Origin of the sequence: Acidovorax sp. 94 (assembly GCF_003634645.1) — a bacterium.
Taxonomy (GTDB): Bacteria; Pseudomonadota; Gammaproteobacteria; order Burkholderiales; family Burkholderiaceae_C; genus Acidovorax; species Acidovorax facilis.
The window spans coordinates 1,995,299-2,016,619 of the sequence record NZ_RBJA01000001.1 but is presented as its reverse complement, the minus strand read 5'-3'; the positions used below and the strand labels follow the sequence as shown (position 1 = coordinate 2,016,619).

Annotated in this window: 16 protein-coding genes and 1 other RNA gene; 11 read left to right on the top strand and 6 right to left on the bottom strand. The window is 65.6% G+C overall.

Annotated features, from left to right (window positions below; translation table 11 throughout):
• The first annotated feature begins 35 nt into the window (after positions 1–35).
• The 4 genes from pstB to phoR all read left to right on the top strand — a co-directional run bounded on the left by pstB (position 36) and on the right by phoR (position 3,726).
• On the top strand, positions 36–818 hold the full coding sequence (pstB, locus tag C8C94_RS09360) for a phosphate ABC transporter ATP-binding protein PstB (protein ID WP_055398210.1): 783 nt from the start codon (positions 36–38) through the stop codon (positions 816–818).
• 11 nt (positions 819–829) lie between these two features.
• Complete coding sequence (phoU, locus tag C8C94_RS09355; RefSeq protein WP_055398209.1) at positions 830–1,531, top strand: phosphate signaling complex protein PhoU; 702 nt, start codon at positions 830–832, stop codon at positions 1,529–1,531.
• Positions 1,532–1,550: 19 nt separating this feature from the next.
• A complete protein-coding gene (gene phoB, locus C8C94_RS09350) occupies positions 1,551–2,258 on the top strand; it encodes a phosphate regulon transcriptional regulator PhoB (protein WP_121420529.1) in 708 nt (235 codons plus the stop codon).
• A 124-nt stretch (positions 2,259–2,382) separates the two neighbouring features.
• On the top strand, positions 2,383–3,726 hold the full coding sequence (gene phoR, locus C8C94_RS09345) for a phosphate regulon sensor histidine kinase PhoR (protein ID WP_055398208.1): 1,344 nt from the start codon (positions 2,383–2,385) through the stop codon (positions 3,724–3,726).
• Here the strand turns inward: phoR and C8C94_RS09340 are convergent.
• The 5 genes from C8C94_RS09340 to trxA form a co-directional block, all read right to left on the bottom strand.
• Positions 3,680–5,047, bottom strand: coding sequence for an MATE family efflux transporter (locus C8C94_RS09340; protein ID WP_121420528.1), 1,368 nt, complete (start codon positions 5,045–5,047; stop codon positions 3,680–3,682). The genes phoR and C8C94_RS09340 overlap by 47 nt on opposite strands.
• Before the next feature lie 21 nt (positions 5,048–5,068).
• Complete coding sequence (locus C8C94_RS09335) at positions 5,069–6,769, bottom strand: hypothetical protein (RefSeq protein WP_121420527.1); 1,701 nt, start codon at positions 6,767–6,769, stop codon at positions 5,069–5,071.
• Positions 6,770–6,875: 106 nt separating this feature from the next.
• Positions 6,876–7,130 carry a type B 50S ribosomal protein L31 gene (locus C8C94_RS09330; RefSeq protein ID WP_008906759.1) on the bottom strand — a complete coding sequence of 85 codons (255 nt, stop codon included), beginning with the start codon at positions 7,128–7,130 and terminating at the stop codon, positions 6,876–6,878.
• Between the two features lie 270 nt (positions 7,131–7,400).
• Positions 7,401–8,663 (bottom strand): transcription termination factor Rho, encoded by a 1,263-nt coding sequence (gene rho, locus C8C94_RS09325; protein ID WP_055398205.1) that lies wholly within the window; start codon positions 8,661–8,663, stop codon positions 7,401–7,403.
• Positions 8,664–8,924: 261 nt separating this feature from the next.
• A complete protein-coding gene (gene trxA, locus C8C94_RS09320) occupies positions 8,925–9,257 on the bottom strand; it encodes a thioredoxin TrxA (protein ID WP_008906761.1) in 333 nt (110 codons plus the stop codon).
• A gap of 109 nt (positions 9,258–9,366) precedes the next feature.
• Between trxA and C8C94_RS09315 the strand changes: the two genes are divergently transcribed.
• From C8C94_RS09315 to C8C94_RS09305, 3 genes are all read left to right on the top strand, one after another.
• On the top strand, positions 9,367–11,973 hold the full coding sequence (locus tag C8C94_RS09315; RefSeq protein WP_121420526.1) for a PD-(D/E)XK nuclease family protein: 2,607 nt from the start codon (positions 9,367–9,369) through the stop codon (positions 11,971–11,973).
• The gene (locus C8C94_RS09310; protein WP_121420525.1) at positions 11,970–15,494 is read left to right on the top strand and encodes an exodeoxyribonuclease V subunit beta; all 3,525 of its coding nucleotides are present in this window, start codon (positions 11,970–11,972) and stop codon (positions 15,492–15,494) included. Before C8C94_RS09315 ends, C8C94_RS09310 begins: the two co-directional genes overlap by 4 nt.
• A gap of 107 nt (positions 15,495–15,601) precedes the next feature.
• A complete protein-coding gene (locus C8C94_RS09305) occupies positions 15,602–16,927 on the top strand; it encodes a TIGR03862 family flavoprotein (RefSeq protein ID WP_121420524.1) in 1,326 nt (441 codons plus the stop codon).
• Between the two features lie 118 nt (positions 16,928–17,045).
• Here C8C94_RS09305 and ffs read toward each other — a convergent pair.
• Positions 17,046–17,142: signal recognition particle sRNA small type (gene ffs, locus C8C94_RS09300), an RNA gene on the bottom strand.
• A 98-nt stretch (positions 17,143–17,240) separates the two neighbouring features.
• Between ffs and dnaX the strand changes: the two genes are divergently transcribed.
• The 4 genes from dnaX to C8C94_RS09280 all read left to right on the top strand — a co-directional run bounded on the left by dnaX (position 17,241) and on the right by C8C94_RS09280 (position 21,186).
• A complete protein-coding gene (gene dnaX / locus C8C94_RS09295; RefSeq protein WP_121420523.1) occupies positions 17,241–19,262 on the top strand; it encodes a DNA polymerase III subunit gamma/tau in 2,022 nt (673 codons plus the stop codon).
• Positions 19,263–19,491: 229 nt separating this feature from the next.
• The gene (locus C8C94_RS09290; protein WP_055398201.1) at positions 19,492–19,824 is read left to right on the top strand and encodes a YbaB/EbfC family nucleoid-associated protein; all 333 of its coding nucleotides are present in this window, start codon (positions 19,492–19,494) and stop codon (positions 19,822–19,824) included.
• A gap of 243 nt (positions 19,825–20,067) precedes the next feature.
• Complete coding sequence (gene recR / locus C8C94_RS09285) at positions 20,068–20,658, top strand: recombination mediator RecR (RefSeq protein WP_055398200.1); 591 nt, start codon at positions 20,068–20,070, stop codon at positions 20,656–20,658.
• A gap of 102 nt (positions 20,659–20,760) precedes the next feature.
• Positions 20,761–21,186 (top strand): MAPEG family protein, encoded by a 426-nt coding sequence (locus tag C8C94_RS09280; protein WP_121420522.1) that lies wholly within the window; start codon positions 20,761–20,763, stop codon positions 21,184–21,186.
• Positions 21,187–21,321 lie beyond the last annotated feature (135 nt).

The following is a 21,321-nucleotide window of genomic DNA, read 5'->3' as shown; positions in this document are numbered from 1 at the left end:
ACCACCCAGACAGCCTCCATTTTCAGGATTTGACAATGAACGCCACCGCTACCGTCACCCCCAGCAAGAATGCGCTGGAACTTCGCAACCTCAGCTTCTTCTATGGCAAGTTTCAGGGGCTGCGCAACGTCAGCCTCAACATTGCCGAGCACAAGGTGACTGCTTTCATTGGCCCCTCGGGCTGTGGCAAGTCCACCCTGCTGCGGACTTTGAATCGCATGTACAGCCTGTACCCGGGCCAGCGTGCCGAAGGCACCATCAACTTCTACGGCCAGGACATCCTGGACCCCAAGCAGGACATCAACCTGCTGCGCGCCCGCATCGGCATGGTGTTCCAGAAACCCACGCCGTTTCCCATGTCCATCTACGACAACATCGCCTTCGGTGTGAAGCTCTACGAAAGCCTGAGCAAAAGCGAGATGGACGACCGCGTGGAATGGGCGCTCTCCAAGGCCGCCTTGTGGACCGAGGTGAAGGACAAGCTGCACCAAAGCGGTTTGTCGCTCTCCGGCGGGCAGCAGCAGCGCCTGTGCATTGCACGCAGCGTGGCGGTCAAGCCTTCTGTGCTGCTGCTTGACGAACCCACCTCGGCGCTGGACCCGCTGTCCACTGCCAAGATCGAAGAGCTGATCGACGAACTCAAGCACGACTACACGATTGCCATCGTGACGCACAACATGCAGCAGGCTGCCCGCTGCAGCGACTACACGGCCTACATGTACCTGGGCGAAATGATCGAGTTCGGTGCCACCGAGCAGATCTTCTTCAAGCCCGAGCGCAAGGAAACCGAAGACTACATCACCGGCCGTTTCGGCTAAGGAGACAGCAGATGCCCGATAAACACCTTTCGTCCCAGTTCGACAGCGAACTCAACAGCGTCTCCGCCCGTGTGATGGAGATGGGTGGCCTGGTGGAATCGCAGATTCGCCAGGCGGTATACGCCCTGTCGCAGTTCAGCCTGGAGGCCGTGGAGACCGTTGCCTCGATGGAAACCCGTATCAATGCGATGGAAGTCGAGATCGACCAGGAGCTGTCGTCCATCATCGCCCGCCGTCAGCCGACGGCGCGCGACCTGCGCCTGCTGCTGGCCTTCTCCAAGGCCACAGCCAACCTCGAACGCATGGGTGATGAGGCCAACAAGATGGCCCGTATGGTGCGCTCCATCATCGAGAGTGGTGCACCGCGCTCGCTGCCGTCGAGCGACCTGCGCACGGCAGCCGAGCTGGCGTCGGGCCTGCTGCGCAAGACGCTGGATGCTTTTGCGCGCCTGGACGTCAAGGCGGCGGTGGCCATCCTCAAGGAAGACGACCTGATCGACAAGGAATTCGATGGATTCGTGCGCAAGCTCATCACCTACATGATGGAAGACCCGCGCACCATCTCCCCCAGTCTGGACCTGCTGTTCCTGGCCAAGGCGATTGAGCGCATCGGCGACCATTCCAAGAACGTGGCTGAGTTGATCATCTATCTGGTCAAGGGCAAGGATGTGCGCCACACTGCCCTCGATGAGATCGAGTCAGCCGTTCTGTAAAAAGAGCTTTGGCAAAACTATGAGAAAGCTCCCACGCGTCCTCATCGTTGAGGACGAACCTGCGATTGCCGAGTTGATTGCAGTCAATCTACGCCACAACGGATTCCAGCCCTTTTGGGCGGAAGACGGTGACTCGGCCCAGCGCGAGCTGGATGCCGTGCTGCCGGATGTCATCCTGCTCGACTGGATGCTGCCAGGGCAAAGCGGCTTGTCGCTGGCACGCAAGTGGCGTGCGGACAGCCGCACCAAGCCGATCCCGATCCTGATGTTGACGGCCCGGGGCGATGAACCCGACAAGATCGCCGGGCTCGATGCGGGTGCCGACGACTACATCACCAAGCCGTTCTCCACGCAGGAGCTGCTGGCGCGGATCCGCGCCGTGCTGCGCCGTCGTGCTCCCGAGCAGGTCAGCGACAGCGTGACCATTGGCGAGCTGGTGCTCGACGCCGGCACCTACCGCGTGACCTTCCAGGGGCAGCCGCTCAAGGTGGGCCCCACCGAGTTCAAGCTGTTGCACTTTCTCATGAAACACGCCGAACGTGTGCACAGCCGCTCACAATTGCTCGACAAGGTGTGGGGTGACCATGTTTTCATCGAGGAGCGGACGGTGGATGTGCACGTCAAGCGCCTGCGCGAAGCCCTGGGCACCGCCTCCGTGATGGTGGAAACCGTGCGTGGCGCGGGCTACCGGCTCACCGCCCAGCCCCAGGTGCAGTTGCAGGCCTGAGAGGCTGAGAGTCTGGTCATGATCTCCAGCGAGAGTGTGAACAGGTGCTGAGGGCGCGGGCCTGATGTTGTCGATGGGCGCACAGGGTGCGCCCCTGTTTTTCTGAGAAGGCGTTGCTGACCGCATGCTGTGGCGTATTTCGTATTTCCTGCTCTGGCAGATAGCGGGTGGTGGGCTGGGGTGGTGGCAGGGTGGTCCCTGGGGCGCAGCCCTGGGCGCCGCCCTGGCGGCGTGGGCCTGGTTTGTCTGGGATCTGCTGCGTGGCGCGCGTGTGCTGCGCTGGCTGCGCACGGGTGACCTGTCCGAAGTCCCGGCCATGCGCGGCATCTGGGGTGAGGCGGCAGACCGTGCGAGGCGCCTTTTGCGCAGACAGGAGACCCAGATCCGCGACAGCCAGGACCGGCTGCAGGAGATCCTGGCCGCGCTGCAGGCCACGCCCAATGGGGTGGTGCTGCTGGATGCGCAAGGCCGCATCGAGTGGTGCAACCAGATGGCCGCCAGCCAGTTCGGCTTTGACGCCCAGCGCGATGTGATGCAGTCGATCGGCAACCTGGTGCGCGATCCCGAGTTCACGGCCTACTATGCCGCCCAGGATTTCAGCCACGATGTGGTACTGGAGGGGCGCTTCAGCACGCCATCGCGGCCGGTGCGCATCTCGGTGCATCTGCACCCCTATGGCGACGGGCGCACCCTGCTGCTGTCGCGCGATGTCACGGCGCTGGAGCAGGCCGAGGCCATGCGGCGCGACTTCGTGGCGAACGTGTCCCATGAGATCCGCACGCCCCTGACGGTGCTGACCGGTTTTGTCGAAACGCTGCAGACCTTGCCCCTGAGTGCCGACGAGCGCTCGCGCTACCTGGGCATGATGGCCCAGCAGGCGCTGCGCATGCAAAGTGTGGTGCAAGACCTTTTGACCCTGTCGCGCCTGGAGGGCAGTCCGCCACCGGGCATGGCGGAGTGGACGCCCGTGCAGGCGCTCATGCAGCGGTGCGAGGAGGAGGGGCGTGCGCTGTCGGCCGTGCTCTCGCAAAACCAGCCGCGCCAGCATGTCATGGTGTTTCCGTCGAAGGACGCGTTGCATGCCGAGGGCGACATTGCAGGCGTGCCCACCGAGTTGCAAAGCGCATTGTCGAACCTCATCAGCAATGCTGTGCGCTACACGCCTGCGGGTGGGGTGATCACGGTGGCGTGGCACCGCATGGAAGATGGCTGCGCAGTTTTCTCGGTGCAGGACACAGGCCCGGGAATCGCACCCGAACACATTCCGCGTTTGACAGAGCGTTTTTACCGCGTGGACCGCAGCCGCTCCCGCGAGACCGGTGGCACCGGCCTGGGGCTGGCCATCGTCAAGCATGTGCTGCAGCGGCACGGGGCCACGCTGGACATTGCCAGCACGCTGGGCAAGGGCTCGGTGTTCTCGGTCACCTTCCCCGCGAACCGGTTGCGCGGGTTTTCGCTGCCGGTCTGACCGCACGCCACAGCATGGCCAGGAACAGCGCGGCAGTGAACCACAGCGCCGCAGCGCTTGCGGCCCAGAAAGGTGTGGGCGATGGCTCCGCTGCCCAAGGCCCCAGGCCCCGGTAGGCCAGCAGGTAGCCGCCCCCCAAACCCGCACCCCACAGCAACACGCAATACACCACCAGCGGCGCCACGGTGATGCGGTAGCAGCGCAAGACAAACACGCACAGCGTCTGCAGTGCATCGGCTGCGTGGTACGCAGCCACCCACACGATGACCCCGCCCGTCAGGGCCACCACGCCGGTGTTGGTGGAATACAAACCGCCAATCTGATTTTTTGCTATTAATAATATAGCTGCTAGCGCAATACCAATAAGCGCTGAAAGCCTAAAACCTATAAAAACCACCTTGCGCGCGCGTGCTGGATCGCCAGTGCCCAGCCAGTAGCTGACGCGGGCGCTGGTGGCGATGGCCAGCGACAGCGGCACCATGTAGAGCACAGCCGCCACATTGGCCGCGATCTGGTGCGCCGCCGATGCGGTGGTGCCCTGGCGTGCAATGAACAACGCCATCAGCGTGAACGACGTCACCTCCACCATCACAGCCAGCCCGGCCGGGATGCCCAGGCGGGCAAAGCCCGCAATGGTGGGCCAGTGCGGGGGCTCCATACGGCGCCAGATGCGCAGGGGTTCATAGATGTCCTGCGTGCGCAGCAGCCAGATGGCCAGCGCAAGCATGCTGCCGTTGACCACCAGGGTGGCCCACGCGCATCCCACCACGCCTTGCGCAGGCAGCCCTGCGCCGCCAAAGGTGAACCAGATCGACAGTGGCAGCTTGATGAACAGCGAGCCCACCTGCAGCCAGGTCACCAGCTTGGGGCGGCCCAGGGCCTGGTTCAAGGTGCTGTAGATGCGAAAAAGCAGGGCAGGCGGCAGTGCCAGGGCCAGCACGGCCAGGTAACTCTCCACCTCGGTGCGCAGGGCTGGCGGCACCTCGGTCCAGCGCAGCAGGGGGGCGGGGGACAGCAGGATGGCCATGCCCACCAGTGAGGCCGCGCCGCACAGGTACAGCGACTGCCGCAGAGACCGGCCCAGGCTGTCGGTCTGCCGGGCGCCGCGCAACTCGGCCCACACCGGAAGCAGCGCCTGCAGCACGCCAATCAGCGCCACATACACGCTGATGAAGATGGCGCTGCCCACCGAGAGTGCCGCCAGCGAGGCTTCTCCATGGCGCCCGGCGACGATGGTGTCTGTCACGCCAAACGCCATCACCGCCAGTTGCCCGGCCAGCACCGTGATGGCGTGGCGCGAGATGGTCGAAAGCTCCGACATTACTCCGGCATCATTCGGGCATCAGCGTGCAGGCCCCGCACGGTGAAACACCAGGAGGTGATCGTTCTTGTCAGTGGGGCGTGGAATGGTGGCCCGGGCTTCCCAGCGCGCCACATTCACCATGCGCTCGGACGGAGGCCAGGAGGCGATGTCAGCCACCAGCCAGTCGCACTCGTCCTGCAGGCCCGCCCTCTGCAGCGATAGGCCACCGTGGTACTGCAGAGCCGCCACCTGGGCACGGTTCAACCCTACCGTCTGCACACAGCCCGGGGATGGGCCCAGTGCGGCCATCACACTGCGAACCTGGGGGCGATAGCTGCGGGCGTAGTCCAGTAGCGGCAACCACAAAGTCATCAGCAGCAGCCAGCCCAGCGCAGCGCCGCTGGCTGGCAGCACCAGGCTCTTCCAGATGGGCGCCCGGTTGCGCGCGGCGCGCCACCACACCAGGCTGCACCAGCCCACGGTGGCCGCCAGGGCCACGACAAGCGCCAGTGCGGAAAACTGCGGCACAAAACCAGGGGCCAGCTTGGCCACATTGGCTGCAGGCTTGGCGGGAACGCCCGTTTGCATGGCAATCCAGATCACCCAGATCCCCAGCGCTGAAACGGTGAAGAACAGCAGCGTGAACCAGTCGATCAGCGCCCCCACACTGCGCCGCAGCGTGGGCAGTGCAAACGCTGCCAGTGCCGCCAGGGCCGGCAGACCGAGCAGGAGGGCCCTGTCTGCAGGTTGGGTGGTGATGGTGGCGGCAATGGAGACTGCCGAGAACCACAGCGGGAGCAGCAGGTGCCTGTGCCCCTGGCGGCTGATGATCTGCTTGCGCCAGCGCCATAGCGTCCACAGGGCCAGGGGCCAGGCGGGCCATCCAAACCACAGCAGCAGCCGCGCCAGGCTCTGCCACTCTTTGCCGCCTGAGCCGGAATCCACAATTCGCCAGCGCCAGAGATCGAGCCCCCAGGCGATCAGCGCCGCTGCCAACGTGATTGCCCCGAGGGCCAGGGCCCAGCGCAGGCGATGGTCTGTCTGGCTGCCTGGCGCATACACCACCACCACCATGCTGCCCAGTCCCAGCAATGCTGCAAGCGCCGGCGCGCCTGCCAGCGTGAGCCCCACCATGCCTGCGGCCAGCGCCACGGCAGGGGCTACGGTGCGGTGGGGCATGGCTGCAACCGCAAAAAAGATCAGCGCCGTGCAACTGAGCTGCACCAGATAGCTGGTGACCTCATGCGAGAGCTGCGCGAGGCCCAGGCAGGCAATCAGGGCCAGCAACCCGCCATCGGCAATGGCGCGGGCGTAGTCGGGTGGATTGGCTTCGCCCCCAAAGGCAAAGGCCACAGGCTGGGCGCCGGGGCTGCGTGCGAGGTAGTAGACGGCGTACCACGTGGCAATGAGGGTGATGACCAGCAGGAGTGCGAAGGGTAGGCGCACCGCCATCTCGGCAGAAACCCACTGGGGCGCCAGCTGAATTGCCCAAGCGCCCAGCCAGTACGGCAGCAGTCCCTCGGTTTCCGGGGGCATGCCGCCCAGCAGGGGGCTCAGCCAGGGCGTGTGCCCGTGGGCCAGCTCCAGCATGTAGCCAAACGCCGTGACATCCGCACTTTTCCACGGGTCGCGCCCGACGAAGCCGGGCACGACATAGGCAATACACAGCAGTACCAGTGCCCAGCGTGGCAGGGGGCTGACAGCGTTCTGGGTAACGATGGCGGGGGTCGGTGGATTCACGCGTCAGAGGGCGGCAAAGCGAAGCTACCGAGAATAAGGGCAAAACCAACGGAAAAAGGCAGCCCGGTTGCCCGGGCTGCCTTTTTGGCGGGAACGCAAGGGCGAATTACTTCGCTGCGGTCTTGCCGAAACGGTTGCGGAAGCGCTCCACGCGGCCACCCATGTTGTCCACCGACTTTTGCGTACCGGTGTAGAAGGGGTGCGATTCAGAAGACGTATCCAGCTTGAACAGCGGGTATTCCTTGCCTTCGAAGGTTTCCATTTCCTTCGTGTTCACGCAGGAACGGGTCACGAACTTGAAGCCGTTGGACAGGTCCGAGAACAGGACTTCGCGGTAGTTGGGGTGAATGCCTTCTTTCATGATCAATCCTTGTCAAGTGCGGGAGCCGCGCTGAACCCGGAGCAACCTTTGCGCCGTGGAACATCCAACGTACTTTCCGCAGAAAAAGCCCTCTATTATTGCACAGGCGGTCTGATGGCATTTTCGCGACGGCCCGTAACGGCTGAAACCGGCAAGGCCTTGGCCAGAACCGCCGCGCAAGGACCGCCCCGCCGCGCTGGCGGTGTCCCCCTTTCCGAATTGCGTAGCAATTCGGAAAGGGGGAAGGCGCGAAAGCGCCTCAGGGGGTTGTCACCCTCCTCTTCGCATCATGTCAAAGAAGTCCACATTGGTCTTGGTGGCCTTCATGTTCTTGATCATCAGCTCCATCGACTCGATCTCGTCCATGTTGTACATGAACTGGCGCAGGATGCGGGTCTTTTGCAGGATCTCGGGCGCCAGCAGCAGCTCTTCGCGGCGCGTGCCGCTCTTGTTGAGCTCGATGGCGGGGAACACGCGCTTTTCGTACAGGCGGCGGTTCAGGTGGATTTCGCAGTTGCCCGTGCCCTTGAACTCTTCAAAGATCACTTCGTCCATGCGGCTGCCGGTGTCGACCAACGCGGTGGCGATGATGGTGAGCGAGCCACCTTCTTCGACCTTGCGCGCGGCGCCGAAGAAGCGCTTGGGGCGCTGCAGTGCGGCGGCGTCCACACCACCGGAAAGCACCTTGCCGCTGGAGGGCACGACGTTGTTGTAGGCACGGGCCAGGCGGGTGATGGAGTCCAGCAGGATGACCACGTCCTTCTTCAGCTCGACCAGGCGCTTGGCACGCTCGATCACCATTTCGGCCACATGCACGTGGCGTGCGGCGGGCTCGTCGAAGGTGGAGGCGATGATCTCGCCCTTCACCGTGCGCTGCATTTCGGTCACTTCTTCAGGGCGCTCGTCCACCAGCAGCACCATCAGGTGCACGTCGGGGTTGTTGGCCGTGATGGCGTGGGCGATGTGCTGCATCATCACCGTCTTGCCGCTCTTGGGCGGGGCGACGATCAGCGCGCGCTGGCCACGGCCGATGGGCGCAATGATGTCGATGATGCGGCCTGTGATGTTTTCTTCGCCCTTGAAGTCGCGCTCCAGCTTCATCTGTTCCTTGGGGAACAGGGGCGTCAGGTTCTCGAACATCACCTTGTGCTTGTTCTGCTCCGGCGGGCCGCCGTTGACGGAGTCGAGCTTGTTCAGGGCGAAGTAGCGCTCACCGTCTTTGGGTGTGCGGACTTCACCTTCGATCATGTCGCCGGTGTGCAGATTGAAACGGCGCACCTGGCTCGGGCTGATGTAGATGTCGTCCGTGCTGGCGGTAAAGCTCGTGTCCGGGCTGCGCAGGAAGCCGAAACCGTCGGGCAAAATTTCCAGCACGCCATCGGCAATGATTTGTTCCCCGGTCTTGGCCCGCTTCTTGATGATCGCAAACATCAGCTCCTGCTTGCGCATGCGGCCGGTATTTTCGATTTCGAGTTCTTCGGCTTGCTTCAGGACTTCAGACACGTGCAGTGCCTTGAGTTCGTTTAAGTGCATGGAATGACTCCTTGGCGGAGCTGGTATGAATCTTGGGGGAGGAGGGCTGGTGCCAGATGGGCTGCTGTTTGCAGGTCTGGCTCGCCGGGGATCTCGGTCCGGCTGCCAATGCGTGCAGGCCGGTGATCTGGAGGAATTATGACAGGAAAAAAAGCGGGAGATTCACGGGATCCGAATTCGGTCTGTGTCTGGCGCTGCAATAGGTGTCGTGAAAACAGACAACCCCGCGTGCATGGGCGGGCGCGGGGTTGTGGGTGCGGATCAGGCCAGTTGCTGATCGATGAAGGCGGTCAGTTGCGCCTTGCTCATGGCGCCGACCTTGGTGGCGGCCAGCTGGCCGTCCTTGAACAGCATCAGTGTGGGAATGCCGCGAATGCCGAACTTGGCGGGGATCTCGCGGTTTTCGTCCACATTCATCTTGGCGATCTGCAGCTTGCCCTGGTAGGTGCCTGCCACTTCGTCCAGGATGGGGGCAATCATTTTGCAGGGGCCGCACCATTCGGCCCAGTAGTCCACCAGCACGGCGGAGCCGGGTTGCAGCACGTCGGCTTCAAAGCTGGCGTCAGAGACATGTTTGATGAGTTCGCTGGCCATGGCGGATTCCTTGATTTTGAGCGGGTTGTGACCGGTGTACGTTTAAAGTCTGGGCATTGTGACAGAAACCAATCCCACGTTCACCGGTGTGGCCGGGCCTTGCGACGCTATGACAGTCATAGCGAAAAGCGATCAAACCAGTGGGTTTGCTGCCGCCAGCACCGCCTTGTGGCAACGTGCTCTGGCCCAGGTGGCCGCACATGCCCAGGCCCATGGCGCCCATTTGGCGCGCACAGTGGTGTTGGTGCCCTACGCCCAGCTCATGCCCTGGGCCCAGCGCCACTGGGCGCTGCAGTTTCCGCAAGGCTTTGCGCCGCGCTTTGAAACCACCCGCAACTGGGCCCGCCAGTTGCAGGTGTTTGAGCCTTCGGCCGACGACTATGCGGGCGACGTGGCGCGCGACACCCTTACGGCCCGCGCCTTGCTCGATCGTGTGGGGCAGGGCGCCCAGCGCGAGATGCTGGCCACGCCACTGCAAGAAGCCGCCGCCCAACTGGCACCCGCCGTGGCCGCTGTGCCCCCCGCGCAGCGCGCCGCCTGGGGCGACGAGGCCCGCAAACTGCTGGCCACCGCCGATGAAGGCAGCAGCCTGCATTACGAGGCCCTGGTGGCGCGCCTGGCGCTGGAATGGGTGCTGGCCTCGCGCCACGCCACCGATGTGTTGTTCGAGCCCGGCGTGCGCGCGGCGGTGGATGCGCTGGTGGTGCTCGAAGGCTTTCAGTCTGACGCACTGCCCCAGGCCCTGCTGGCCCATTGGGGCGAGCATGGGGCTTGTGTTGCGCTGCCTGCATTGGTCGATGAAGCTCCCGCGCCGCCAAAACGCGCTCTGCATGCCGCCACCGATGCCGAAGACGAAGCCCACCGCGCCGCCGCCTGCGTGCTGGCCCACGTGCGAGATGGCCGGGTGCCCGTGGCGCTGGCTGCGACTGACCGGGCCTTGATCCGCCGCGTGCTGGCCCATCTGGACAGCAGCGGGGTGCTGGTGCGCGATGAAAGCGGTTGGATTCTTTCCACCACGCGCGCCGCCTCACGGGTCATGGCGGCGCTGCAGGCCGCAGCGTGGAACGCCTCATCCAACGCGGTGCTGGACTGGGTCAAACACACCCCTGCGCTGATGCCAGGCGAGGTCAACCGCCTGGAGCAATGGCTGCGCAAGGGCGTGGTGCAGCACTGGAGTGCCGCCACCGCGCGGGATCTGAGCGCACAGCCCCACCTGGCCCGCACCGTGGCCACCGTGGAGGCCTGGCGCGACACCCTGCGCGCCGCGCGCCCATTGGCGCAGTGGTTGCCCGCCCTGCGCGTCGTGTTGGAGCAGGCCGGCCAGTGGCAAGGCCTGCAGGCCGACCCCGCTGGCATGCGCGTGCTGGCCGCCTTGCGCCTGCAAGACGGCCAGCAGGCCGAGCTGGACGGCTGGGGCGACAGCGCGGGCCGGCGCATGACGCTGGCCGAATTCACCCGCTGGGCCAAGGACGTGCTCGAAGCCGGGCGCTACGTGGCCGCGCAGGCCGCCGATGCACCCGTGGTGGTGGTGCCCCTGCCGCAACTGCTGGCCCGTCCCTTTGCCGCCGCCGTGCTGCCGGGCTGCGATGAAAAGCGTTTGCAAGCCGCACCTGAACCATCAGGCGACTGGTCGCAGGCCCAGCGCGAGGCCTGGGGCCTGCCCACGCGCCAGTCGCTGGAGGCCGCCCAGCGGGCCGCCTGGGCCCACGCCCTGCGCACGCCCGTGGTGGATGTGCTGTGGCGCACCGGCGATGAGGGCGGCGAGCCCCTGCTGGCCAGCGCCCTGGTGCTGGCCCTGCAACTGGATGGCGCCGCTACACCCGGCACCGACGACCGTGCGGCCCGTGCAGTGGCCGCCATCCCCACGCTGCGCCCCCAGCCCGTGGGCCAGGCGCTGCCCGTGGGGCACCTGTCCTCCACCGCGTATTCCGACCTGCGCCATTGTCCGTACCGCTTCTTTGCACAGCGCCAGCTGGGTCTGCGCGAGGCCGACGAGCTGGACGCCGAAGTGGACAAGCGCGACTTTGGCAACTGGCTGCACGCCGTGCTGCAGCACTTTCACGAGGCGTTGCTGGCTGTGCCCACCGACCACCTGGACGAGCGCCGCACCCGCATGGACGCCGCCGCCGAGGCTGTCACCCGCGAGCAGCGGTTGCAAGACGGCGACTTTCTGCCCTTTGCCGCAGGCTGGGCGCAATTGCGCGATGGCTATCTGCAGTGGCTGGCCGGGCACGAGCAGCAGGGAGCCACCTTCCGCCAGGCTGAGGTCAAGGCCCGCCAGCCGCTGGGCGACCTGGAGCTGGTCGGCACCCTTGACCGCATCGATGGCGTCTCATCCACCGGCGAGCCCACGGTGCTGGTCATCGACTACAAAACCGAAAGCGACAGCGTCACCCGCCAGCGCATCAAGAGCGGGGCCGAGGACACGCAACTGGCCTTCTACGCCGCCTTGCTGAGCCACGACACCCTGCGCGCCGCCTACGTCAACGTGGGTGAGCGCGGCGAGACACAACTGCACGAACAGGACGAGGTGGTGCACCTGCGCGATGTGCTGGTTGAAGGCATTCAGCACGACATGGTCCGCATCGCCGCCGGTGCGCCGCTGCCCGCGCTGGGCGAGGGCTCGGTGTGCGAGTTCTGCGCCGTGCGCGGCCTGTGCCGCAAAGACTACTGGGCGGACGCTGAACAGGCGTTGCCCGCGCAAGAGACGCCATGACCGTCAGCATTCCACAACCCAGCCAGGCAGCCTACGAACACAACGGCCGCCCCGTCTCGCGCGAGGCCTTCTACGCCATCGCCTGCGACCCCGCACGCAGCGTGGCGGTGGAGGCCTGCGCCGGTGCGGGCAAGACCTGGATGCTGGTCTCGCGCATGCTGCGGGCGCTGCTCGACGGCTGCGCGCCGCACGAGATCCTGGCCATCACCTTCACCAAAAAGGCCGCGGGAGAAATGCGCCAGCGTTTGCAGGAATGGCTGGAAGAGTTCAGCCACAAGCCGCTGGAGGAGCTTACGGCCGAGCTGATTGCACGCGGAATCAGCCCCCAAGGCTCGCTGGAAAAGCGCGAGGCGCTACAAAATCTATACCACCAGCTGCTCGAAGCGGGCCGCCCGGTGCAAATCCGCACTTTCCACAGCTGGTTTGCCGCGCTGCTGGGCACAGCCCCGCTGGCGCTGCTGCAGCAACAGGGCCTGCCCGCGCACTTTGAGCTGCTCGAAGACGATGCCGAGGCCGTGCGCGAGGTCTGGCCCCCGTTCTTGCAGACCGTGGTCGAAAGCGCCAGCCTGCGCGCTGACTACGAAGCCGTGGTGGCTCGCCACGGCCGCTCGCAAACCCACAAGGCGCTGGCGGCGGCACTGGCCAAGCGGGTGGAGTTTGATCTGGCCGACGCGGCAGGCGTGGTGGATGCATCCTTGCCGCCCTTCCAGCAGGCATACCCCGAGCTGGCCGCGTTGGTCGAGCCCGCCGAGGCCCTGCAGACCGACGCCGCCCTGCAACGCTGGCGCAGTCGCGCCGGCGCCCTGGGCGCAGAGGCCAACAAGACCCCGCAGAAGGCGGCGGACGCCATCATCGACGCGCTGGGTTGCACCGACCTGAACCAGCGCCTGGACATGCTGCGCAAAGCGATGTTTGTGGCCAAGGAAGACCGCCTCTCCAAGAACCTGGAGAAGTTCCCCGCCGCGCAGGAGGCCGAGCCCGAGTTGCAGCGCCTGCTCTCCGCCCGCCGCCAGCACGACGCTTGGCAGCACCAGCAGCGCATGGCCCGGCTGGCGCGTTGCCTGATTGCGCAGTTTGTGGCCGTCAAGCAGCAGCACGGCTGGGTGGACATGAACGATGTGGAGCGCACGGCCCTGGTCATGCTGGCCGACCCGGTGCTCAGTGGCTGGGTGCAGGAGCGGCTGGACGCGCGCATCCGCCACTTGCTGGTCGATGAGTTCCAGGACACCAACCCGCTGCAGTGGCAGGCGCTGCATGCGTGGCTGTCCGGCTATGCGGGCTCGGGCGGTGGTTCCGCCGCGCCCAGCGTGTTCATCGTGGGCGACCCCAAGCAGAGCATCTACCGCTTTCGCCGCGCCGAACCACAGGTGTTCATCGCTGCGCAGGCGTTTGTGCGCGATGGGCTGCGCGGCGACCTGCTCAGCTGCGATCACACGCGCCGCAACGCACAGGGCGTGATTGCCGCGGTCAACGCCGTCATGGGCCAGGCCCAGGCGCAGCAAGAGACCAGCGGTTTCCGCGATCACACCACCGAATCCAAGCACCCCGGCCAGTTGCTGCGCCTGCCCGCCATCACCGACGCGGACGACGACAGCCAAGGCGCAGGCCGCGACCCCCTGGCCTGGCGCGATAGCCTGACCGAACCCCGCCACGAGGCCGAAGAAACCCAGCGCATGCGCGAGTGCACGCAGGCCGCTGCCTGGGTGGCCGCGCAGATTGCCAGCGGCACCCCGCCCAAAGAGGTGCTGGTGCTGGCCCGCAAGCGTGATCGCCTGGCCAGCATGCAAGACGCCCTGCGCGCCCTGCACCTGCCCTGTGTGCAGCCTGAAAAGGCCGACCTGTTCGACGCACCCGAGGTGCAGGACATGGTGGCGCTGCTGGATGCACTGGTCTCGCCGACGCACGACCTGTCACTGGCCCGCGCGCTCAAGTCGCCGTTGTTTGGCGTGGGCGATGATGCGCTGGTGGCCTTGGCCGTGCTGCGCCGCCAGCCGGAACATGCGGGCTGCAGCTGGTTTGATTTGCTATTAAAAAGTGAGCTGCTTGCGCTTGATTTGAAAGCGCTGGGACCTGTTTTGACTCAATACCAAGGCTGGGTGAGTGGCCTGCCTCCGCACGATGCGCTGCATGCCATCTACGAGCACGGCGACGTGCTGGCCCGCTTCGCCGCTGCTGCCCCGGTCACCCAGCGCCAGGCAGTGCAGGCCAACCTGCGCGCGCTGCTGGCGGCATCGCTGCAGCACGACGGCGGCCGCTACCTCACGCCCTATGCGTTTGTGCGGGCCATGAAGAAGGGCGGCGTGCGCGCCCCCGGCCGGGCCGATGCGCAGGCCGTTCGCCTGCTGACGGTGCACGGCGCCAAGGGGCTGGAGGCCGACTGCGTGCTGCTGCTGGACACCGACACCCGCCCGCAAAAAGCCGAGACCATGGGTGTGCTGGTGGACTGGCCTGGCGAGCAGGCCGTGCCGTCGGCCTTTGTCTTTCTGGCCAGCGAATCGAACCCGCCGCCCAGCGCAGAAGCCGCGCTGGCCGCCGAGCAGCAGGCCCGCAGCCGCGAGGAGCTGAACATGCTCTACGTGGCCATGACGCGCGCCAAACATTGCCTGGCGCTGTCGTCCGTGTTGCCCAGCAATTCGGCGCCGGGCAGTTGGTGGAACCGACTGGCACCACTGGTGACCGAGGTGGACACGGGCACGGCCCCTGCGCTTTCCGCTGAAGCCGGTGCGACCCCCGACACCTTCACCATCGCCGCGCTGCACCCCCTGCCCGAAGCCCTGCAAAGCGCCCGCACCAAACCGGGTGCTGCAGCTGCCGACCCCACCAGTGCTACGCCCGTGGCCATGCCTGGCGACGCCGAGTCCACCCCCCTGTCACGCCAGGGCGACGCCATGCACCAGCTGTTGGAGCAGGCCGGTGTGGCCGGTGCCCCGCTGGCCGACCTGCGCACCCACGGCTGGCCTGCTGCGCGCATTGCAAGGCTGGCCAGCGACCACGACATTGCCCCTGCAGCGGCCGAGTTGGCGGCCCGCATGGCACAGGGCATCCTGGCCGGGGAGGGCGCCTGGGCGTGGGACCCGGAGCAGGTGCAGACCGCCATCAACGAAGCCCCGCTGCATTACCAGGGCCAAAGCCTGCGCATCGACCGGCTGGTGCTGCGCCGTGCCCTGTCTGCAGATGACGCCGTGGCAGGCTGGTGGGTGCTCGATTACAAAAGTGCCGCCCAGCCTCAGCGCCAGCAAGCGCTGGTGGCGCAACTGCAGCGCTACCAAGAAGCCGTACAGGCCCTGATGCCGGGCGAGGCCGTGCACGCGGCCTTCCTCACAGGCGATGGGCGTTTGGTGCGGGCAGGCGGCGGGCCCACCCCTGCCGCCGTCGGGCATACTCTCGCCCCCGCTGCCCCCGCTGCCCCCGCTGCCCCCGCTGCCCCCGCTGCCCCCGCTGCCCCGGCTGCCCCGGCAAAGCCCGAGCGTCCACGCACCGCGCCGGGGCCTGCAGATTCTGCGCAAGGCTCTTTGTTTTGACCCGCACCCAGGGCTTCCAACCCGCGCAACGCCCCCATTTTTAGCAAGGTTCTCCTGTGTCTCACACCCTTTCTCCTTCCGATTCACCCGTCGCACCAGCCCTGCCTATGGGGACTTTGCGGTGCGATGTGGCCATCGTCGGCGGTGGCCCGGCGGGCCTGATGGCGGCCGAGGTGCTGGCCCAGGCGGGGGTGGCCGTTCATCTGTTCGACGCCATGCCTTCGGTGGGGCGCAAGTTTCTGCTGGCGGGCAAGGGCGGGCTCAACCTCACACATTCCGAGCCCCATGCTCCGTTTGTCAGCCGCTATGCAGAGCGCCAGCCTCAGCTCGAACCTTTGCTGCAGGAATTTGGCGGGCCCGAGGTCCGGGCCTGGGCGCAAGGCCTGGGTGTGGAGACCTTCGTGGGCACCTCCGGCCGCGTGTTCCCCGCTGACATGAAGGCCGCGCCCTTGCTGCGCGCCTGGTTGCAGCGCCTGCGCGGGCAGGGCGTGGTGTTCCACATGCGACACCGCTGGCTGGGCTGGTCGGACGATGGTGTCCTGCGTTTTGCAGCCCCTGCGGGCGAGGTGCCTGTGGCCGCCAGGTCGGTGGTGTTGGCGCTGGGCGGCGGCAGCTGGGCACGCCTGGGGTCGGATGGTGCCTGGGTGCCGCTGCTGGCGCAGCGCGGTGTGGCTGTGGCGCCGCTGCGGCCCTCCAACTGTGGTTTTGACGTGCTGCGCGCCGATGCGCCGGCGGGTGAGACGCGCCGCGCGTTCTTGCAGGAGCTGATCGGCCGCACCCCCGTTCCCGCTGTGGGCTGGACGCCCCATTTTGTCGAGCGTTTTGCCGGCCAGCCCTTCAAGACGGTGGCGCTGGCTTTCACCGACAGCCAGGGCCGCACGTTCAGCCGCAGAGGTGAATTCGTGGCCACAGCGACAGGCGTCGAGGGCAGCCTGGTCTACGCCGCGTCGCACCTGCTGCGCGATGAGATCGAGGCCCACGGCCATGCCACTTTTCATCTGGATTTGCTGCCCGACCACACGCCGGAACGCGTGCTGGTGGAAGTGCGCCATCCACGCGGATCACGTTCATTGTCCAGCCACCTCAAGAGCCGTCTGGGGCTCGATGGCATCAAGGCGGGCATCCTGTATGAACACTTGGGCAAGGACGGCATGAACGACCCGGTGGCTCTGGCACACGCCATAAAGGCACTGCCCATCACGGTCGTGGCCACACGGCCCATCGACGAAGCCATCAGCACCGCCGGTGGTGTGGCTTTTGAGGCGCTGGACACGCACCTCATGGCCCATGCCTTACCGGGCGTGTTCTGCGCGGGCGAAATGCTCGATTGGGAGGCGCCCACCGGGGGCTATCTGCTCACGGCCAGCTTGGCCAGTGGCCGCGTGGCGGGGTTGGGCGCGCTGCACTGGCTGCGCCAAGCTGCCGGAGCTTGAGAACGCTGAACGAAAGGGGGCTTGCGCCTGGGGCGAAGGGCCCGGCCTCGCCAGCCAAGAGCACATCGCAAAGGATGTCGCCGCTGGGAGGGGGCTGCGCGACAGCGCAAAAAAAGAAGTTGACGAGCCTTACCCCCGGCACTGACTCCACAGTTAGGGCTGCTTGGTTCCCCACCTGACCCGGTTGGCCGCTTCACCATGCGAGGAGGCCCGTCACTGGCGATTGTACGACGGATGCGGGTGCACTTTTCTGAACAGCCCCGCTGACGTGGGCGCTGGAAGGACACTCGGCACAGCCCGTAGAATCTGCCGGATGTCCTACCTCGTGCTCGCCCGCAAGTACCGCCCCCGCAATTTCACCGAAATGGTGGGGCAGGAGCATGTGGTGCAGGCCCTCACCAATGCGCTCAACACACAGCGCCTGCACCATGCCTACCTGTTCACAGGCACGCGGGGTGTGGGCAAGACGACGGTGTCGCGCATTCTGGCCAAATCGCTCAACTGCCAGGGGCCCGACGGCCAGGGCGGCATCACCGCCACACCCTGCGGCGTGTGCTCGGCCTGTACGGATATCGACAGTGGTCGCTTCCCGGATTACACCGAGTTGGATGCTGCATCGAACCGGGGTGTGGATGAGGTGCAGAGCCTGCTGGAGCAGGCGGTCTACAAGCCAGTGCAGGGCCGCTTCAAGGTCTTCATGATCGACGAAGTGCACATGCTCACGAACACGGCGTTCAACGCCATGCTCAAGACGCTGGAAGAGCCTCCTGAATACCTCAAGTTCGTGCTGGCCACGACCGACCCGCAGAAGGTGCCGGTGACGGTGCTGAGCCGCTGTCTGCAGTTCAACCTGCGGCCCATGGCGCCCGAGACGGTCCTGAGCCACCTCACGCAGGTGCTGGCGTCGGAAAACGTATCGTCCGAGCCCCAGGCTCTACGGCTGCTGTCGCGCGCCGCGCGGGGCTCCATGCGCGATGCACTGTCGCTCACCGACCAGGCCATCGCTTTTGGCAGCGGCCAGTTGCAGGAAGCCGCCGTGCGCCAAATGCTGGGCGCGGTGGACCGCTCCTACGTGTTCCGCCTCATCGGCGCGTTGGCCGAGGGCGACGGCAAGACCGTGGTGGAAACCTCGGACACGCTGCGTCTCAATGGCCTGTCGGCCGCCTCTACGCTCGAAGAAATGAGCGCCGTGCTGCAGCGGATGGCGGTGTTCCAGGCCGTGCCCCAGATGGCAGGCGCCGTGGATGCCGACGACCCCGAGGCCGCAGAAACAGCCCGCTTGGCCGCGCTGATGCCTGCTGACGAAACCCAGCTGCTCTACAGCCTGTGCCTGCACGGGCGCGGTGAACTGGGTCTGGCGCCCGATGAGTACGCGGCACTGACCATGGTGCTGCTGCGCTTGCTGGCGTTCAAGCCTGTCAGCGGTGTTGGCGGTGTTGGCGGCGTTGGCGGCGTTGGCGAATCGGCTGAAAAAAAAACTCTGACGCGGGCTGAAGCGGCGTCTTCCAGCCCACCAGCTGCGGTTTCTGCCGCTCCCGCAGCGGCAGCCGTGGTGGTGCCAGCCCCCGTGGCGCGAACGGCGCCGACGCCCGCGCCTGCTCCTCAGGTGCCACCAGCGGTGCCTCCCGCAGTGCCTGCAGCAGATGCCTCGCCAGCATTGCCACCGGAGATTTCTGCAGAACCCGGCGAATCCGTGGACTCTGCGGAGCCACCACCCTGGCCAGGCTCGGAAGAGCCGGGTGCTACATCACCTGCAAACTCCGCCGCCACGGCACTGCCGGTGCGTATGCCCGAGAGATTTGGACAAAATCAGCGTCCAACGCAACCTCAGCAAGCGCAATGTGCTCCTGAATATGTAGCAATCCCGGTGCGTGAATCGCCCGAACCAGGGGAGCGTCTGCAACCGTTGCCGCTTTCTGCGCCAACGCCCGTCTCTGCGCGCTACACGCCCACCGAGGAGGGCGATGTCTGGCATGCCACCGTGCAGCAGATGGTGGCGGCAGAATCGATTACCGCCCTGGTGCGCGAACTGGCTCTGCAGTCGCAACTGGTGGCGCGCGATGGGGGGCACTGGTTGCTGCGTGTGGAGCGTGAGTCGCTGAACCAGCCTACTGCACGCGAGCGCCTGCGCGCCGCGCTGGAGGCTGCGGGCCACGCCACCCAGATCAGTGTGGAGGTGGGCCACGTCATCGACAGCCCCGCCCGCCGCAATGCCGCTGCCGCTGCCGAGCGCCAGCGCCGTGCTGAGGAGATTGTGAACAACGACCCCTATGTGCAGTCGCTGGTGCGCGACTATGGCGCGAGAATCGTGCCGGGTAGCATCAAGCCTGCGTGAGATGAAGCGCCCCCTGAGTCGCCTTCGGCGCGTTCCCCCTCTCTTGCTTCGCGGGAGGGGGCGCACTCGGTGGCCTGGCAAAGCCAGCTCCACGAGTGCACTGGATTGGCGCGCGCCAGTTTCGACGGCCGCTGACATTGCACAGCACAATACCGTGCATCTCGGAGACCGAATCTCTGTCCCTTCGTGGGAATCGATCAACCAGAAAGAAAGCAAAGGAAACCACACCATGTTCAACAAAGGACAACTTGCAGGCCTCATGAAGCAAGCCCAGGCGATGCAGGACAACCTCAAGAAGGCGCAGGACGAGCTGGCCTTCATCGAGGTGGAAGGTGAATCGGGCGCGGGCCTGGTGAAAGTGGTGATGACGTGCAAGCACGACGTCAAGCGCATCACCATCGACCCGAGCCTGCTGGCCGAAGACAAGGACATGCTGGAAGACCTCGTTGCTGCGGCGTTCAATGCTGCGGTGCGCAAGGCGGAAGAGACTTCTTCGGAGAAGATGGGCAAGCTCACCCAAGGCATGCCAGGCCTCCCCGGCGGCATGAAATTCCCTTTCTGAGGGTTGGCTACCGAGCGGGCCATCTGCGTCGTTGGGCGGTGCTCGCCATCCTCAGGTACTTCAAGTACGTTCCGGTGGCTGTGCTCCGTCCGCCTAGCAGCTCATCCCGCTCGCTACGCCCTTGGGGGCGGGGTGTGAAGGCAAGGACCACATGCCTGTTGTTTTGCCTGCATCCGTTCGGGCTGAGCTTGTCGAAGCCTTGCCCAGCTCGCTCCTCACCTCTTTCCTGCATCGCTCGTTTCCATGTCCACCACCAACTCCCTCGACGTTCTGATCCAGGCGCTGCGCCGCTTGCCGGGGGTGGGGGTGAAGTCTGCGCAGCGCATGGCGTTTCATTTGCTGCAGCATGATCGGGAGGGGGCGCTGGCCTTGTCGCGGGCGCTCGGCGATGCGGTGGGCACCGTGCACCATTGCGCGCGCTGCCACACGTTCACCGAGGCCGAAGTGTGCAGTACCTGCCTGGACCCTGAGCGCGATGCGACGCGGCTGTGCGTGGTCGAGACACCGGCCGATCAGTCGGCGCTGGAGCGCACGGGGGCGTTCAAGGGGCTTTACTTTGTGCTGATGGGGCGGCTGAGCCCCCTCGATGGCATTGGCCCCAAGGAAATTGGCCTGCAAAAGCTCATGGACCGGGCCACCGATGGCACCGTGCAGGAGGTCATTTTGGCGACCAACTTCAATGCCGAAGGCGAGGCCACGGCCCATGTGATCAGCGAGGCGCTCAAGAGCCGGGGGCTGCACGTGACACGGCTCGCGCGTGGCGTGCCCGTGGGCAGCGAGCTGGAGTACGTGGACCTGGGCACGATTGCGCATGCACTGGTGGATCGCCGCTAGGTGTTTGTTCGCGAAACTTGTGCCTGCGGCGGCTAGAATACTCACAATTTAATAGCTGCTAGCGCTTGTGTATCAAGCGCTGGAGCCAAAAAAGGCTTAAAAATGAATACCACCATGCATGTCGCACGGTTCACAGTGGCCTACTGGTGCGTGCTGATCGCAGCCCTGCTTCCCATGGGCTGCGCCTGGCTGGCCAAGAGTGGCAGCTTCGGCAAGTCGCGCAAGGACGGTGGCTTTGACAACCGTGACCCCCGCGCCTGGATGGCTCGGCAGACCGACTGGCGTGCCCGCGCCAATGCGGCGCAGGCCAACAGTTTCGAAGGCTTGCCGTTCTTCATCGGTGCCGTGATCATCGCGCACCTGCTCGGGGCGGGGCAGACGTTGCTGGACATGTTGGCGCTGCTGTACGTCATGCTGCGCATCTTCTACATCATGATGTACGTGTCCGACATGCCCACCGTGCGCAGCGTGGTCTGGGCCGCAGCGTTTTTGGTCAATATCGGCATCCTGTTCGTCGGCTATCGCTGATCTTTGCCAGCCCGGCCTTTGAAGAAGGGCTGGCGCCACTCATTCGGGGTCTGCTGATCGGGCTCCAGTTTCTTTTAACCCCGGTACGTAGAAACCCGCAGGGATTCACCCTGATGCGGGTTTGTGGGCTCTGGG